Origin of the sequence: Bifidobacterium sp. UBA744 (genome assembly GCA_002298605.1) — a bacterium.
In the GTDB taxonomy this organism is placed as follows: Bacteria; Actinomycetota; Actinomycetes; order Actinomycetales; family Bifidobacteriaceae; genus Bifidobacterium.
The window spans coordinates 1-14505 of the sequence record DBKS01000052.1; the positions used below are offsets into that span (position 1 = coordinate 1).

8 protein-coding genes and 1 pseudogene are annotated in these 14505 nt (G+C 60.1%); 1 reads left to right on the forward strand and 8 read right to left on the reverse strand.

Features of this window, described 5'->3' with window-relative positions; genetic code table 11:
* The coding region (locus tag B2994_RS05285) for a hypothetical protein (protein ID WP_291527329.1) at nt 1-448 on the reverse strand (448 nt) is incomplete at its 3' end.
* A gap of 118 nt (nt 449-566) precedes the next feature.
* Between B2994_RS05285 and B2994_RS05290 the strand changes: the two genes are divergently transcribed.
* A complete protein-coding gene (locus B2994_RS05290) occupies nt 567-1493 on the forward strand; it encodes a site-specific integrase (protein WP_291527330.1) in 927 nt (308 codons plus the stop codon).
* 194 nt (nt 1494-1687) lie between these two features.
* Here the strand turns inward: B2994_RS05290 and ileS are convergent, their stop codons facing one another.
* The 7 genes and pseudogenes from ileS to B2994_RS05325 all read right to left on the reverse strand — a co-directional run.
* Nucleotides 1688-5002: an isoleucine--tRNA ligase gene (ileS, locus tag B2994_RS05295; protein ID WP_291527331.1), complete on the reverse strand. Its 3315-nt coding sequence runs from the start codon at nt 5000-5002 to the stop codon at nt 1688-1690.
* 369 nt (nt 5003-5371) lie between these two features.
* Nucleotides 5372-6385, reverse strand: coding sequence for an aldo/keto reductase (locus B2994_RS05300; RefSeq protein WP_291527332.1), 1014 nt, complete (start codon nt 6383-6385; stop codon nt 5372-5374).
* A gap of 82 nt (nt 6386-6467) precedes the next feature.
* Nucleotides 6468-8474, reverse strand: a complete 2007-nt coding sequence (locus B2994_RS05305) for an ABC transporter ATP-binding protein (RefSeq protein ID WP_291527333.1) — start codon at nt 8472-8474, stop codon at nt 6468-6470.
* Nucleotides 8471-10300 carry an ABC transporter ATP-binding protein gene (locus tag B2994_RS05310; protein ID WP_291527334.1) on the reverse strand — a complete coding sequence of 610 codons (1830 nt, stop codon included), beginning with the start codon at nt 10298-10300 and terminating at the stop codon, nt 8471-8473. The genes B2994_RS05305 and B2994_RS05310 overlap by 4 nt, the downstream gene beginning before the upstream one ends.
* The gene (locus B2994_RS05315; protein ID WP_291527335.1) at nt 10297-10857 is read right to left on the reverse strand and encodes a MarR family winged helix-turn-helix transcriptional regulator; all 561 of its coding nucleotides are present in this window, start codon (nt 10855-10857) and stop codon (nt 10297-10299) included. The genes B2994_RS05310 and B2994_RS05315 overlap by 4 nt, the downstream gene beginning before the upstream one ends.
* 179 nt (nt 10858-11036) lie before the next feature.
* Nucleotides 11037-11180: pseudogene (locus B2994_RS05320) on the reverse strand (gamma-glutamylcysteine synthetase); the annotation flags it as partial.
* An 83-nt stretch (nt 11181-11263) separates the two neighbouring features.
* The coding region (locus tag B2994_RS05325; RefSeq protein WP_291527336.1) for an acyl-CoA dehydratase activase-related protein at nt 11264-14505 on the reverse strand (3242 nt) is incomplete at its 5' end.

A 14505-nucleotide genomic window follows, 5' to 3' on the forward strand; every position in this document is an offset into this window, starting at 1 on the left:
GGTGAAGGGTGATGAGGGTGTCGAGACGGTCTAGAGTAGCGGCAATTTCATTTTGCTCATGTACAGAAGGAAACGTTACGGATGTCCTCATAAGTTCGTCAACATTGATGCTCCGACCATCACGAATACCGTAAGTCACAGTCGCAAGACTGCGGATGAAACGTTGAGACGCGAACCAGTGTTTCCAAAATCTTTCATTCTGTTCCTGTGGCTGCAACATGGCTAAAACCGTGTAAGCAGGCGATGCTATGCCTTCTAACGGAGAATGTGCCAACCCACCTTGGAAGGACCTTAGATGAACGATGAAGTTTCCCGGAAGAATGTGCTTATAACTGCTCTCATTGGTTTTGTCATAGCTAATGAAACGACCAGTATCATCCCGTCGAACCATGCCCTGATCCTGAGTCGCGGATAACACAGGTAGTCCTAAATAGCCGCGTTTATCCACAATACCGAAGACCTCGCAAGCCTTACGCTGTTCCCAAGCGGGTGCTGGCAGCGATCTTCTCGTCCTGCGAACAGGCGTAAATGGAAAAGCCCCTACCCATCAAACACAAGGAAGTGACATGACAACGCAGCATACGGGAACAACACTGTTTCACGAGTACTACGCACAATGGGTCGCAACCTATAAACAAGGCGCGATCAGAGATGTGACTATGCGCAAGTACAAGCTAACGCAATCTTGGCTGGTAAAGCTCATACCAACTGTGCAGCTCATGGAGCTCGATAGAATCACATATCAGCAACTTATCAATGATTATGCCGAGCATCATGAGCGGCAAACCACCATGGATTTTCATCATCAACTCAAGAGCGCAATCTTGGATGCAGTCGACGAAGGTCTGATTCCTCGAGATCCTACACGCAAAGTCATCATCAAAGGAAAACAACCACGCGCCAAGAAAATGAAGTACTTAAACCAGTTCGAGCTTCATGCATTGCTTGCCGATTTGAAACTTGAACCTCCGGCAAGCTGGGACTGGCTGATTCTTCTCATCGCAAAAACCGGACTTCGCTTCTCTGAAGCACTTGGCTTGACACCGGACGACTTCGATTTCTCCCGACAAACAGTATCCGTGAATAAAACTTGGAATTACAAGAACAACGGAGGCTTCGTTCCGACAAAGAACGCTTCCTCTGTTCGTAAAGTTCAATTGGATTGGCAGCTCATTATGCAATTTTCTGGACTGCTGAAGAATCTGCCCAACGACCAGCCTATCTTTATTAAAGGGAAGGTCTATAACTCCACTGCCAATAATATCTTGGCCAAGCATTGCAAGAATGCCGGTGTCCCGATCATATCCATTCATGGGCTGAGACATACGCATGCGTCATTACTGCTGTTCGCCGGCGTTACCATTGCCAGCGTTTCACGCCGCCTTGGGCATGCCAGCATTACCACTACCCAAGAGACCTATCTGCACGTGATCAGAGAGTTGGAAAATCGAGATATCGATCTGGTCATGAGAGCTTTATCAACCCTGATATAAATTCGCATTATTCGCGCTGGCCACTATCTACATACGGGAAGCATTTGCAAAATCAAAATCACCGTTAACCGATAAAGCTGCGACAGCGCCCTGCGAATATAACAAAAGGGTGGCAGCTCATGACAAGCTGCCACCCTAATCTGCATTCGCTATCGAGCTAAATGCCGAGGCAAAGTGCTAACTGGCACTCCCTCTCAGGCCTTCTTGACTTCAACGCCCAACTCGGCACCGGGGGCGACCTCCACCGAAACAGCCAGCGTCTCGGAGGCGATGAGATCGCGGAATTGGTCGACCTTGGCGACGTCGTCGGACGGGACGGTGAGCTTCAGGGCGATGCGGTCGGTGACGTCGAGGTCGGCGGCCTTACGGGCATCCTGCACGGCGCGGATCACATCGCGGGCATAGCCTTCGGCCTCCAGATCCGGGGTCAGCGCGGTGTCGAGGATCACGAATCCGCCGGTCGGCAGGGCGGCGGACACGGATGCCGCGGCCTCGGTGGCGTCCCGCTCCTCCACGCGGTTGATCAGCTCGTACTCGCCATCAACCAGCTCCAGCTCGCCGGACGGGGTGTTGACCACCGGCACACCGGAGGCGTTCACACTCCAATCGCCCGACTTGGACGCCTTGATGGCGAACTGCACCTGCTTGCCCAGACGCGGACCGGCGACACGGGCGTTGACGCGCAGCTCATGCACGATCTTCAGGCCATGCTCAGCGGCATCCTCAAGCGTGGAGAACGCGATCTGCTTGATGTTGAGCTCGGATTTCAGAATATCCTCATACGCCTTGACGGCCGGCACATTCTCCACCACAACGGTGAGCTTGCTCAACGGCTGACGCACACGGATCTTGGCGTTCTTGCGCAGCGACAGCGTTCCGGACACCACCTCGCGCACCTTCTCCATCGCATCGACCAGCGCCGGATCGTCCACCAGGACGCGTCCCAGCTCGGTGTCGGATCCGTCGGCCTCGTTCGTCACGAACGGCCAGTCGGTCAGATGCACGGATTCGCCGCCCGTCAGGCCACGCCAGATCGTCTCGGTTTCCATCGGAGCGAGCGGCGCCATCGTGCGGCACAGCACTTCGAGAGCGGTGTACAGCGTGTTGAAGGCGTTCTCGTCCTCGTTCCAGAAGCGGTCGCGGGTATTGCGGATGTACCAGTTGGTCAGCACGTCGATGAAACCGGACACGGCATCGCAGGCATCGGAGATGGCGAATCCGTCCAGATCCTTCTGCGTTTGCTTGATGGTCTGGCGAAGTCGGGCCAGCAGATAACGGTCCATCTCGGGAAGGCCGGCAACCTCATCGGGCCGCAACGCGCGGGCGTCAAAGCCGGCCCCCTTCTTCGCCGCGTTGGCATACAGGGTGAAGAAGTAGTACGAGCTCCACAACGGCAGCATGATCTGACGGACGGTGTCGCGAATGCCCTCGGCGGTGACGATCAAGTTGCCGCCGCGCAGAATCGGCGAACTCATCAGGAACCAGCGCATGGCGTCGGAACCGTACTTGTCGAACACGCCGTTGACGTCCGGATAGTTCCTGAGGTGCTTCGACATCTTCTGACCGTCGGAACCGAGCACAATGCCGTGGCAGATCACGTTCTTGAACGCCGGGCGATCGAACAGGGCGGTGGCCATGACGTGCAGCACATAGAACCAGCCACGGGTCTGGCCGATGTACTCCACGATATAATCGCACGGGAAGTGCTGTTCGAAGGTTTCCTTGTTCTCGAACGGGTAATGGTACTGCGCGAAGGACATGGACCCGGATTCGAACCAGCAGTCGAGCACGTCGGTAATGCGGTGCATGTGGCTCTTGCCGGTCGGGTCGTCCGGATTCACACGGGTCAACTGGTCGATGTATGGGCGATGCATGTTGATCTCGCCCTTCTCGTCACGCGGATAGTCGCCGAAGTCGCGCTTGAGCTCATCCAGGGAGCCGTATACATCGGTGCGCGGGTACTTCGGATCATCGCTCACCCACACCGGGATTGGAGACCCCCAGAAACGGTTGCGGGAGATGGACCAGTCGCGTGCATTGGCCAGCCATTTACCGAACTGACCGTCCTTGACGTTGCCTGGAATCCAGTTGATCTCCTGGTTATGCGCCAGCAGACGATCCTTGATCTTGGTCACCGCGACGAACCAGCTCGACACCGGCTTGTAGATCAGCGGCGTGCCACAGCGCCAGCAATGCGGATAGGAGTGCACGTAGCTTTTCTCCTGCACCAGCATGGCACGACGGTCCTCGGGCACCCGGGCCAGCGGGCCGTCGCCGGCGCGCAGATTGCGCACGATCGGCGTATTCGCCTCGAACGCCTGCATGCCTTCGTAATCCGGCACCTGCGAGGTGAACGCGGCGGCGTCATCGAGCACGTCGGTCATGTTGAGGCCCTTGGCCGTCATCATGTTCATATCGTCCTCGCCGTAGGGGGCCTGGTGAACCAGACCAGTACCCTCAACGGTGTCGACGTAATCGGTGCAGTAGATGGTAAAACCCTTCCTGCCCGGCACGCCGTCATCGGTTTCGTCATGCTCGGCACCCATGAAGTACGGGAAAATCGGATAGTAGCGGCGGCCTTCGAGGTCCTTGCCCTTGACGTGCTTGACGATCTTGTAGTCCTCACCAAGCACCTTGGCGAAGTCGTCCACGCGGGCCTGCGCGAAGTAGAGCCTCTTGCCGGCGAACTTGCCTTCCTTCGGCTCGACCAGCACATAATCGATGTCGGCGCCGACCGCGATGGCGAAGTTGGTGGGCAGGGTCCACGGCGTAGTGGTCCAGACCACCGCATAGGCGTCCTCGTCACGCATCTTCAGGGCGACGGCCACGGTGGTCGTCTGATCATTCTGGTAGACATCCGCATCCATGCGCAGCTCGTGGTTGCTCAGCGGGGTCTGGTCCTTCCAGCAGTACGGCAGCACGCGGTAGCCCTTGTAGGCGAGCCCCTTGTCGTACAGCTGCTTGAAGGCCCACATCACCGACTCCATATACGGGATGTTCAGGGTCTTGTAGCCATGCTCGAAGTCCACCCAACGCGCCTGGCGGTGCACATAGGCCTGCCATTCGTTGGTGTACTTGAGGACGGAGGCCCGGCAGGCGGCGTTGAACTTGGCGATGCCCATCTTGTGGATCTCGTCCACGGAATCGATGCCGAGTTCCTTCTGCGCCTCCAGCTCGGCCGGCAGACCGTGGGTGTCCCAGCCAAACACGCGGTTGACCTTATGCCCCTTCATGGTCTGATAGCGCGGGATCACGTCCTTGGCATAGCCGGTCAGCAGATGGCCGTAATGCGGCAGGCCGTTGGCGAAGGGCGGACCGTCGAAGAAGACGAACTCGTTCTGGCTGTGATCGCCGGAGGGACGACGTTCGATGGACTTGCGGAAGGTGTCGTCCCCGTCCCAATACTTCAGGACGTTCACTTCCATGTCGGGGAAGCTGGGATTCGGAGCGACGTGCGCGGTTTCGCCGCCATCGCTCGCCTTGGGATAGACATTGGTGTTTTCGCTCACCGTGTGGCTCTCCTCATATGAGATGCTTCATTGGTTCATACGAGGACGACGGCGCAGCCTTGCCGGCTCCGCCACCGCGGTACCACCTCGCTTGCCGCACGCGGCAACTCGACTGCACGGGATTCAGCTCGCTGGATTCCGCCGCCATGCTGTGCGCACGACCTCTTGCGACCGGCTGTTTCGGGCCGGACCCGTCGGTTCTACTGAGGAGGCTTACGCCATCCCGTTCTTCCGATCGCTCCCCGCTGATAACGGATCATCGCGCCACAACGCGGCCCATACTACCACCGCCCATCGGACGTCGCGACCGCATGTATCGGCACACAAGACTTGGCCGATGAGATGGGGGGCGGACGGCGTCGCGGAACGCTAGCGCAGGGAGATCTCGTCGATGCGGCCGAGCTCCTCCGCACTGAACGTGGTGTTTGCGAGCGCGCCGATATTGTCGAGAATCTGCTGCGGCTTGGAGGCGCCGATCAGCACCGAAGTGACGACGCCATCCCGGAGGATCCATGCCAGCGCCATTTCGGCAAGGGTCTGGCCGCGTTCGGCGGCGACGGCGTTCAGGGCGCGTATCTGCTCCAGCCGCTCCGAGGTCAGGTCGGAGGTGCGCAGGAAGCGCGGATCGTGGCCAATGCGGCTGTCGGCAGGCACGCCGTTGAGATAGCGGTTGGTCAGCAGTCCTTGGGCAAGCGGCGAGAAGGTGATGATGCCCTTGCCGAGCCTGGCCGAAGCATCTTTGAGCCCATTGCGCTCAATGGTACGGTCGAAGATGTTGTACCGGTTCTGGTTGATGATGAACGGCACCTTGAGTTCGTCGAGCATCGCACTGGCTCGCTCCAGCGTCGGCCCGTCGTAATTCGACAATCCCACATACAGCGCCTTGCCGGAACGGACGATCTGGGCGAGCGCACCCATGGTCTCCTCCAACGGCGTCCGCGGATCCATGCGGTGATGGTAGAAGATGTCCACGTAGTCCAGGCCAAGGCGCTTCAACGACTGGTCCAGCGAGGCGATCAGGTATTTGCGGGAGCCGCCATCGCCATACGGGCCGGCCCACATCTCATAGCCGGCCTTGGTGGAGATGACGAGCTCGTCGCGATGATTGGCGAAATATTCGCGCAGCAGCCTGCCGCAGTTCCGTTCGGCCGCACCGGGTTCGGGACCGTAGTTGTTGGCCAGATCGAAATGCGTGATGCCATTGTCGAAGGCCGTGAACACCAGTCGTTTCATGTTCTCGTAATCGCTGTTGTCGCCGAAGTTGTGCCACATGCCGAGGCTGACGCCGGGCAGCTTCAGACCGGAGTCGCCGGCATGGTGAAACGCCATGCCCCTGGCGTAGCGGTTGGGATCGGGACTGTAGACGGCGGTTGGCTCAAACATGGTCGGTCCTTCGTTGGCTCTTGTTGACGTTGCGTTCGGGCCCCGCGGACGATGCCTCTCCCACGGGACCCGAACAGGGGAACTACTCGAGTTCCACCGCACCCGTGTACAGCTGCCAGTACTCACCGTGCTGGGCGATGAGTTCGTCATGGTTGCCGCGTTCGATGATGCGGCCGTGATCAAGCACCATAATCACGTCGGCGTTGCGCACGGTGGACAGGCGATGCGCGATCACGAACACGGTACGGCCCTTCATCAGATTATCCATGCCGGCCTGCACCACTTCCTCGGTGCGCGTGTCGATGGACGATGTCGCCTCGTCGAGGATCATGGCGGGCGGATCGGCCACCGCGGCGCGCGCAATCGAAATCAGCTGGCGCTGCCCCTGCGACAGGCCGGAACCGTCACCCTCCAGCACGGTCTGATAACCGTCCGGCAGCATGCGGATGAAACCGTCGGCATTGGTGAGTTTGGCGGCCGCGATGCATTCCTCGTCGGTGGCGTCGAGCTTGCCGTAGCGGATATTGTCCATCACGGTGCCGGTAAACAGGTTCACGTCCTGCAGCACAATGCCGAGGGACCGTCGCAGATCCGGCTTGCGGATGCCCTTGACGGAGATGCCGTCGTACAGGATCATGCCCTCCTGAATATCGTAGAACCGGTTGATCAGGTTGGTGATGGTGGTTTTACCCGCGCCGGTGGCACCGACCAACGCCACTTTCTGGCCGGGCTTGGCGAACCAGGTGATGTCGTGCAGCACCGGCTTGTCCGGGTTGTATCCGAAGGTCACATCGGTGAACCGGACATCGCCCTGCAGCAGCGTTAGCCGGCCGTCAGGCGAAGTGACGGCGTGGTCGCGGGCCTTGGCGGCCACTTCGGCGGCTCGCGGGGACAACGCCTGCGCGGCTTTCAGCGAACGGGAGCCGTCATCGCCGGCCTCGCGCTTCCAGGCCCAGTGACCGGTGGCATGATCAACCTCCCGCATGGTGCGGCCGTCGCCGCCAAGCTCCACATTCACCAGCGTGACGGTGCCCTCATCCTCCTCAACGGGTTCGTCCATCAGGCGGAAGATCCTGGAGGCGCCGGCCAGGGCCATCATCACCATGTTGAACTGCATGGAGATCTGGCCGATCGGGTTGATGAACGAGCGGGACAGCGTCAGGAACGAAATCAGGGTGCCCAGGGTGAGTACGCCCGCACCGGACAAACCGAAGTTGCCCACGCCGGCGATGCCCAGCATGCCGCCCACGATGGCCAGCAGCACATAGAGCATGTACCCCATGTTGCCGATCACCGGCATGGTGATGTTGCCGTAGGTGTTGGCCGACGCGGAGGCATGGAACAGTTCCTCGTTCTTCTCGTCGAAGGTCTTCTGGGTGGCGTCCTCATGGTTGAAGACCTTGATGACCTTCTGGCCGTTGACGGCCTCCTCCACAAAGGCGTTCACATCGCCGATCCAGAACTGCTGCTTGATGAAATACCGACCGGAGCGCGAAACGATCTTGCGCACCACCACGATCAGCGCCACGGTGAACACCACCACGAAGGCGGTCAGCGGAACCGACAGCCACAGCATCGACGCCAACGCAGCCAGGCAGGAGATGATCGAGGAGAACATCTGCGGGAACGACTGGGTGATCGCCTGGCGGAGGGTGTCGGTGTCGTTGGTGTAATGACTCATGATGTCGCCATGCTCGTGCGTGTCGAAGTAGCGGATCGGCAGTTGCTGCTGATGCGCGAACATATCGTCTCGAATGGCTTTGAGCACGCCCTGGGCGACGCCGACGAGGATCCAGTTATAGGCCCAGGCGGCCAGAACGCCGGAAAGGTACAGGCACGCCATGAGGCTCAGCGCGCGGATCAGCGGCGACCAGTCCGGATTCGCGACCCCCACCATCGGAAGGATGTAGGTGTCGATCAACGACTGCAGGAACAGGGCCGATCCGGCCTGCGCGGCCGCGGCTAGCAGGATGCAGCCGACGACGACGGCAACCCGCCACTTATATTGGAATATATAGCCGAAAATGCGCTTGGTGGTGCCCGGATCGGCTTTTGCCATCGGAGCCTTGGACTTATTGGTCTCGCTCATTTCGCCTCCTCGTCATGCGCATGGTTTTTCGTCTGGGATTCGTAGATCGCGCGGTATTCGTCGCAGGATTCCAGCAGCTCCTCATGGGTGCCCTTGTCGAGAATCCGACCGTCATGCATCACCACGATGAAATCGGACTCCTGGACGGACGCCACTCGCTGGGCGATGATGATCTTCGTGGTGTCGGGAATCTCATCGCGGAACGCGGCGCGGATCAGCCGATCCGTTTTGGTGTCCACGGCCGAGGTGGAGTCGTCAAGGATCAGGATCTTCGGCTTCTTGAGCAGCGCGCGGGCGATGCACAGACGCTGGCGCTGGCCGCCGGAGACGTTGGTACCGCCCTGCTCGATGTAGGTGTCGTACTTCTTCGGGAATTCCTGGACGAACCCGTCCGCTTGGGCAAGCCGAGCGGCGTGAAGGATTTCCTCATCGGTGGCGCTCGGATTGCCCCAACGAAGGTTCTCCGCAATGGTGCCCGAGAACAGGATGTTCTTCTGCAGCACCATGGCGACCTCGTCGCGAAGCACGGTCAGATCGTAATCGCGCGTGTCACGCCCGCCCACCCTGAGCGAACCGTCCGACACGTCGTACAAACGCGCGATCAGCTGCACCAGACTGGACTTTGAGGAACCGGTGCCGCCCACAATGCCCACGGTCGCCCCCGAGGGGATATGCAGGCTGATATCGTCCAGCACCGGTTTCTCGGCGTTGTCGGAATAGCGGAAGCTCACATGGTCGAAGTCGACGGAGCCGTCGGGCACCTCCATCACCGGATCGGCCGGGTCGGTTACCGTGCTCACTTCCGTAAGCACCTGGTAGATGCGCTCGGCGGAGGCCACGGAGATGACGACCATCACGAAAATCATCGACACCATCATCAGGGCCATGAGAATCTGCATGGCATAGGTGACCAACGCGGTCAGGTCGCCGGTGGTCAGACCCAACGCGGCGTTGTTGCCGGAGGCGACGATCTGGGTGGCGCCCAGCCAGGCGATGGCGATCATCGACGCATAGACGCACACCATCATCAGCGGCATGTTGAAGCTCATGATGCGCTCGGCCTTGAGGAAATCCTTATAGATGCGCTGCGAGATCTTCGTGAACTTGGACACCTCGTGATCCTCGCGGTCGAATGATTTGACCACGCGGACGCCCGCCAGATTCTCGTCCACGACATTGTTGAGTTGGTCATACGTATGGAACACGCGGTCGAACACCGGGAACACCAGTACGGTCAGGCCGATCAGCCCAAACCCCAGGATCGGGATCACGGCCAGGAACACCATCGAAATCGACGCGTTGATGCGGAAGGCGAACACCCAGGCCATGACCACCATCACCGGGGCACGCACGCCCATGCGCACGATCATCATGAACGCATTCTGCAGATTGGTCACATCGGTGGTGAGCCTGGTGATGATTGAACCGGTGGAGAAACGGTCGATGTTGGTGAAGGAGAAGCCCTGCACCCGCTCGAACAGATCACGGCGGATGTTTTTGGCGAATCCCGCCGCGGCAACCGCCGCATAGCGTCCGGACAACAAACCGGCGAGCAGGGAGATCATCGCGCAGCCCACAAGGATCAGCCCGAATTTGATGATGGCGGGCATGGATCCACCAGAAACACCCTGATCTATGAGTTCCGCCATGACGGTTGGGATCACGATCTCCAGCACACCTTCGATGGCGACGAACAGCGGCGCCAGCAGCGTATCCCGTTTGTACTCGCGCAGAGAGCGCAGCAACGTGCGCAGCAGATGACGTCCGCCGGGACCGTTCGTTCGGTTTGCCGTCGCAGAAGCGGCATCAGCGGTTGCGTTGGTCATACCTGTTCCTTCCTTTCCCTCTGATTTCCCATATGTTGACGTTCTTCCGCACAAGCCGATTCGTCACGACCGCACAGGTCTCCCCTGCCCACCGCACCCGTGGCGACCAGATTGGCGCGCACCTTGGCGAGCATGGCGCGCAGCATGACGATTTCTTCCTCGCTCATGCCGTCCGTAAATACCGATTCCGCATGCTCGCCGGCGGCGCGCAGCAACTCGACGATCCGATACGCCCTGTCGGTGAGCGTCACGCTTTTGCGCCGGGCATCGTACTGCACCGCGTGCCGTTCGACGAGCCCCCTGCGTTCCATCAACCCCAGCACACGCGACGAGGTGGACCTGGTGATGGAGAAACGCCGTTCGATGTCCTGGGGAAAAACGTCCCGTTCCTCATTGCATGCGAGGTACATGATGATCTCGGCGTTGCCGCCGGTGGCGTCCTTCGCCTCTTCGGGCATGGTGACGGACAGATAACGCTGGATCATATTATTCAGCGACCGTATCTCCACTCCCAATGGACGGGGCGAAGACGAGGATTCATCTGCCTGTCCGGTCATGGCAGCACCTCCTGTTTCAATTGCGAATTCACATCGTAATAGGAGGCATATACAACAGTTGCATCTACAACAATCACAGGGAGCTGGCGGACACGTCAGGTTTGGAACACGTCGGGACGCCTCGGATCGCCAGTCACATCGAACAGCAATCCCTCGGCACCGAGGAGGACCGCATGCCAGAAATTCCACATGCGCTGGCGAAGCAGCGGATAGGGATTCTCCACGCCCTCAAAATACGGTGTGCTGCGGAAGAACCACGCCAGCATCGGCCCGATTGCAGTGCCGATGCGCAGTTCGGCGATGGCGTCGCGCTCGTCGGCGAAGCCGTCAGACCCTTATCCGCCATACGTAGAATCGATAGCCCGTACAAGCCGCATCGCACTGGGCCGCGGCTTGTATGGGGTCATCAGTCGGCAGCGGTCATCTTGGATTCGGCCTTCTTGGCCGCCGCGATCATCAGCTTCAACCGATTCAGCTGATTCGCCTCGGAAGCCCCCGGATCGTAGTCGATCGAGGTGATATTGGCCTGCGGATACACGCGGCGGATCTTGCCGAACATGCCACGACCCGTCACATGGTTGGGCAGACAGGCGAACGGCTGCGCACACACCACATTCGGGGCGCCGGTTTCGATCAGTTCCACGATTTCGCCGGTCAGCAGCCATCCCTCGCCGGCCTGCACGCCGATCGACGTGACGGTGGCGGCCTTGTCGCGGAGCTTGTCGATGGCCCACGGCACTTCGAACTTGCCGTTCGTTTTCTCGAAGGCACGGATCATCGGGCGGCGATACAGGTCCGCCACCTTGCGGATCAAATGGTTCATCTTCAGATTGCCTCCGGTGCCGAGGTTCTCCTCGTTCCAATCGGCCGAATAGATGCCGTTGAGCATGAAGTCGCAGATGCCGGGCAGCACGGCCTCGCAGCCCTGCTCCTCGATCAGGTCGACGACATGGTTGTTCGCGTCGGGATGGTACTTGACCAGGATCTCGCCCACCACACCGACACGGGGCTTGCGCGGAATATCACGCAGCGGCAAAGCGTCAAAAGCCTCGGTCATGCGGTGGATGAGCCGACCATAGGTCAGGAAGCCGGAGCGATGATACCGCGTGGCATACGTGCGCGAGTAGCCGTGATGCTCGATGGTTTCGCGGCAGATGGTATCCCACAGACGGTACAGTCGGTTGGCCGCACCGGGCTCCACCTCGTAGGGGCGCACGCGCAGCAGCAGCTGCGAGAGAATGTCGCCGAGATAGAACACCTTGACCGCGCGATGCGCCAGCGCCGGCGTGGCCCGGAAGCCCGGATTGTCATTGAAGCCCTGCACGCTCAGCGCGATAATCGGCACATAATCGTATCCGGCGTCGGCAAGCGCCTTGCGCAGCAGCGCCAGGTAATTGGTCGCACGGCACATGCCGCCGGTCTGCGTGATCACCAGCGCACAGCGATGCGGATCGTACCTGCCCGACAGGAACGCGTTCACCAGCTGGCCGACCACGATGATCGCCGGGAAGCAGGCATCGTTGTTCACATATTTGACGCCGGTTTCGATATCCTCCTGGCTGGCGTGCGTAAGCAGCTCGAAGTTGTAGCGCCCGGAGGTGAACACGGACTTCAGCAGCGAGAAATGAATCGGGCTCATCTGCGGCGCCAGGACGGTGTACGCGTGACGCATCGCCTTGGTGAAGGGATGAATCGTCTTGTATTTGGTCAGGCTCGGCTTGATGTCGGCGGAGGACTTCACAGAGGACTTCGCCGGCGTCGTCTTCGCCGGGAAGGACTTCACGGCACTGTTCTTCGCAGCCCCCAGCGCAATACCCGATTCGGCGGACCGATCGTGAGCGCCGACGAACCGTGCGAGCTCGACGATCCTGGCCTTGGCCTCGTCGACGCTCACGGTTTCGCTGCTCGAGGCCCGAGCCACAGTATTGATCAGCGACGACCGACCGGACTTCGCGGATGTGTCGATGATCGCCTGGTCAAAAGGCTCACGCGCGGTCTTCACCCAGCCGGTGGTTGCGCCCTCCGCACGGCCGGCGTGTTCGGCAGCCGGAGCATCACGCTTGCTCACATCCAGTGAATCGCGGCGATCACGCTCCTCCATGGCGGCCTTCAGCGAGCGCAGACGGATCTTGGCGGCGCCCAGATTCGACACCTCGTCGATTTTGAGCTGCGTGTACACATCGCCCTTGTCGGCCAGGATCTCCTGCACCTGATCGGTGGTGATGGCGTCCACACCGCAACCGAAGCTCACCAGCTGCACCAGCTGAAGGTTCGGATATTCGGACACGAAACGGGCGGCCTCATACAAACGCGAATGGTAGGCCCACTGGTTGAACACGCGCAACGGCATCTTGTGGTCCTCGCCGAACGCGGGCACCGTCTTGCGGAAACCGTCGGCGTCGCGGTTCGCCTCCAGCGCGCGCAAAGCCTTGTCGTTGCTCACATAATCGGTGACCTTGGGCATATGATGCGGGTCGAGTTCGCAGACGGAATCCTCCGACAGCACCACCATGCCCAGCGAGCAGATCGTCTCCGGAATGCCGTGATTGACTTCGGGATCGATATGATACGGACGGCCCGCCAGCACCACGCCGCGCACATGATGCTCCTGCATGTAGGCCAGCGCGCGCAGACCCTCCTGCTTCACATCGTTCTTGAACACGGCGTCCTCGCGATAGGCGGCGGCCACGGCCAGCTCGACCTCCTCGCGGGTCACGCCGTCGGCAGCGAACACTTCGGCGACGCGGTCGACCATCTTGTCGCGGTTGGCCAGATTGAAGTACGGGCGCATGAAGTCCACACCTTCATCGGCCAGTTCAGGCATATTCGCCTCGATCACCACCGGGTAGTTGGCCACGATCGGGCAGTTGTAGCGGTTCTGGGTGTCCGGCACCAACTGCTGCTCGTAGCTGACGCACGGGTAGAAGATGCGTTTGACGCCCTTGGCAACCAGATCACGGATGTGACCGTGCACCAGTTTCGCCGGGTAGCAGATGTTTTCGGAGGCGATGGAATCCATGCCCTCCTCGAACATCTTGTGGTCACTGCGACCGGAGATGATCACACGGAAACCGAGATTGGTCAGCAGGGTGAACCAGAACGGATAGTCCTCGTACATATTGAGCACGCGAGGGATGCCGATGTCGCCGCGCGTGGCCTTGGCGGGCGTCAGACGACGATAGGCGAACGCGCGCTTGTATTTGAAGTCGTAGAGGTTCGGACGATCGGAACGCTGCTTGGTTTTGTCGCCACCGCGCTCGCAGCGGTTGCCCGTCACGTAGCGGGTGCCGTCCTCGAACTCGGTGATGGTGAGCTTGCAGTGGTTCTGGCACAGTTTGCACACGTCATGCGTGGTGGTCATGTCCAAGTGATCCAGCGCTTCGCCGGTGAGCATCGACGAGACGGGATGCTCGCTCGCGGCCTCCGCTGCGGCGGTGTCCTCATCCGCGTGCTCGCAATGCATGCGGGCGGTCAGAGCGGCACCGTAGGCACCCATCAGGCCGGCGATATTTGGTCGGGTCACCTCGCGGCCGGTCAGCAGTTCGAAGGCGCGCAACACGGCATCGTTGAGGAAGGTACCTCCCTGCACCACAACCACCGGGCCCAGCGCATTGGCGTCGCGCAGTTTGATCACCTTGTACAGGGCGT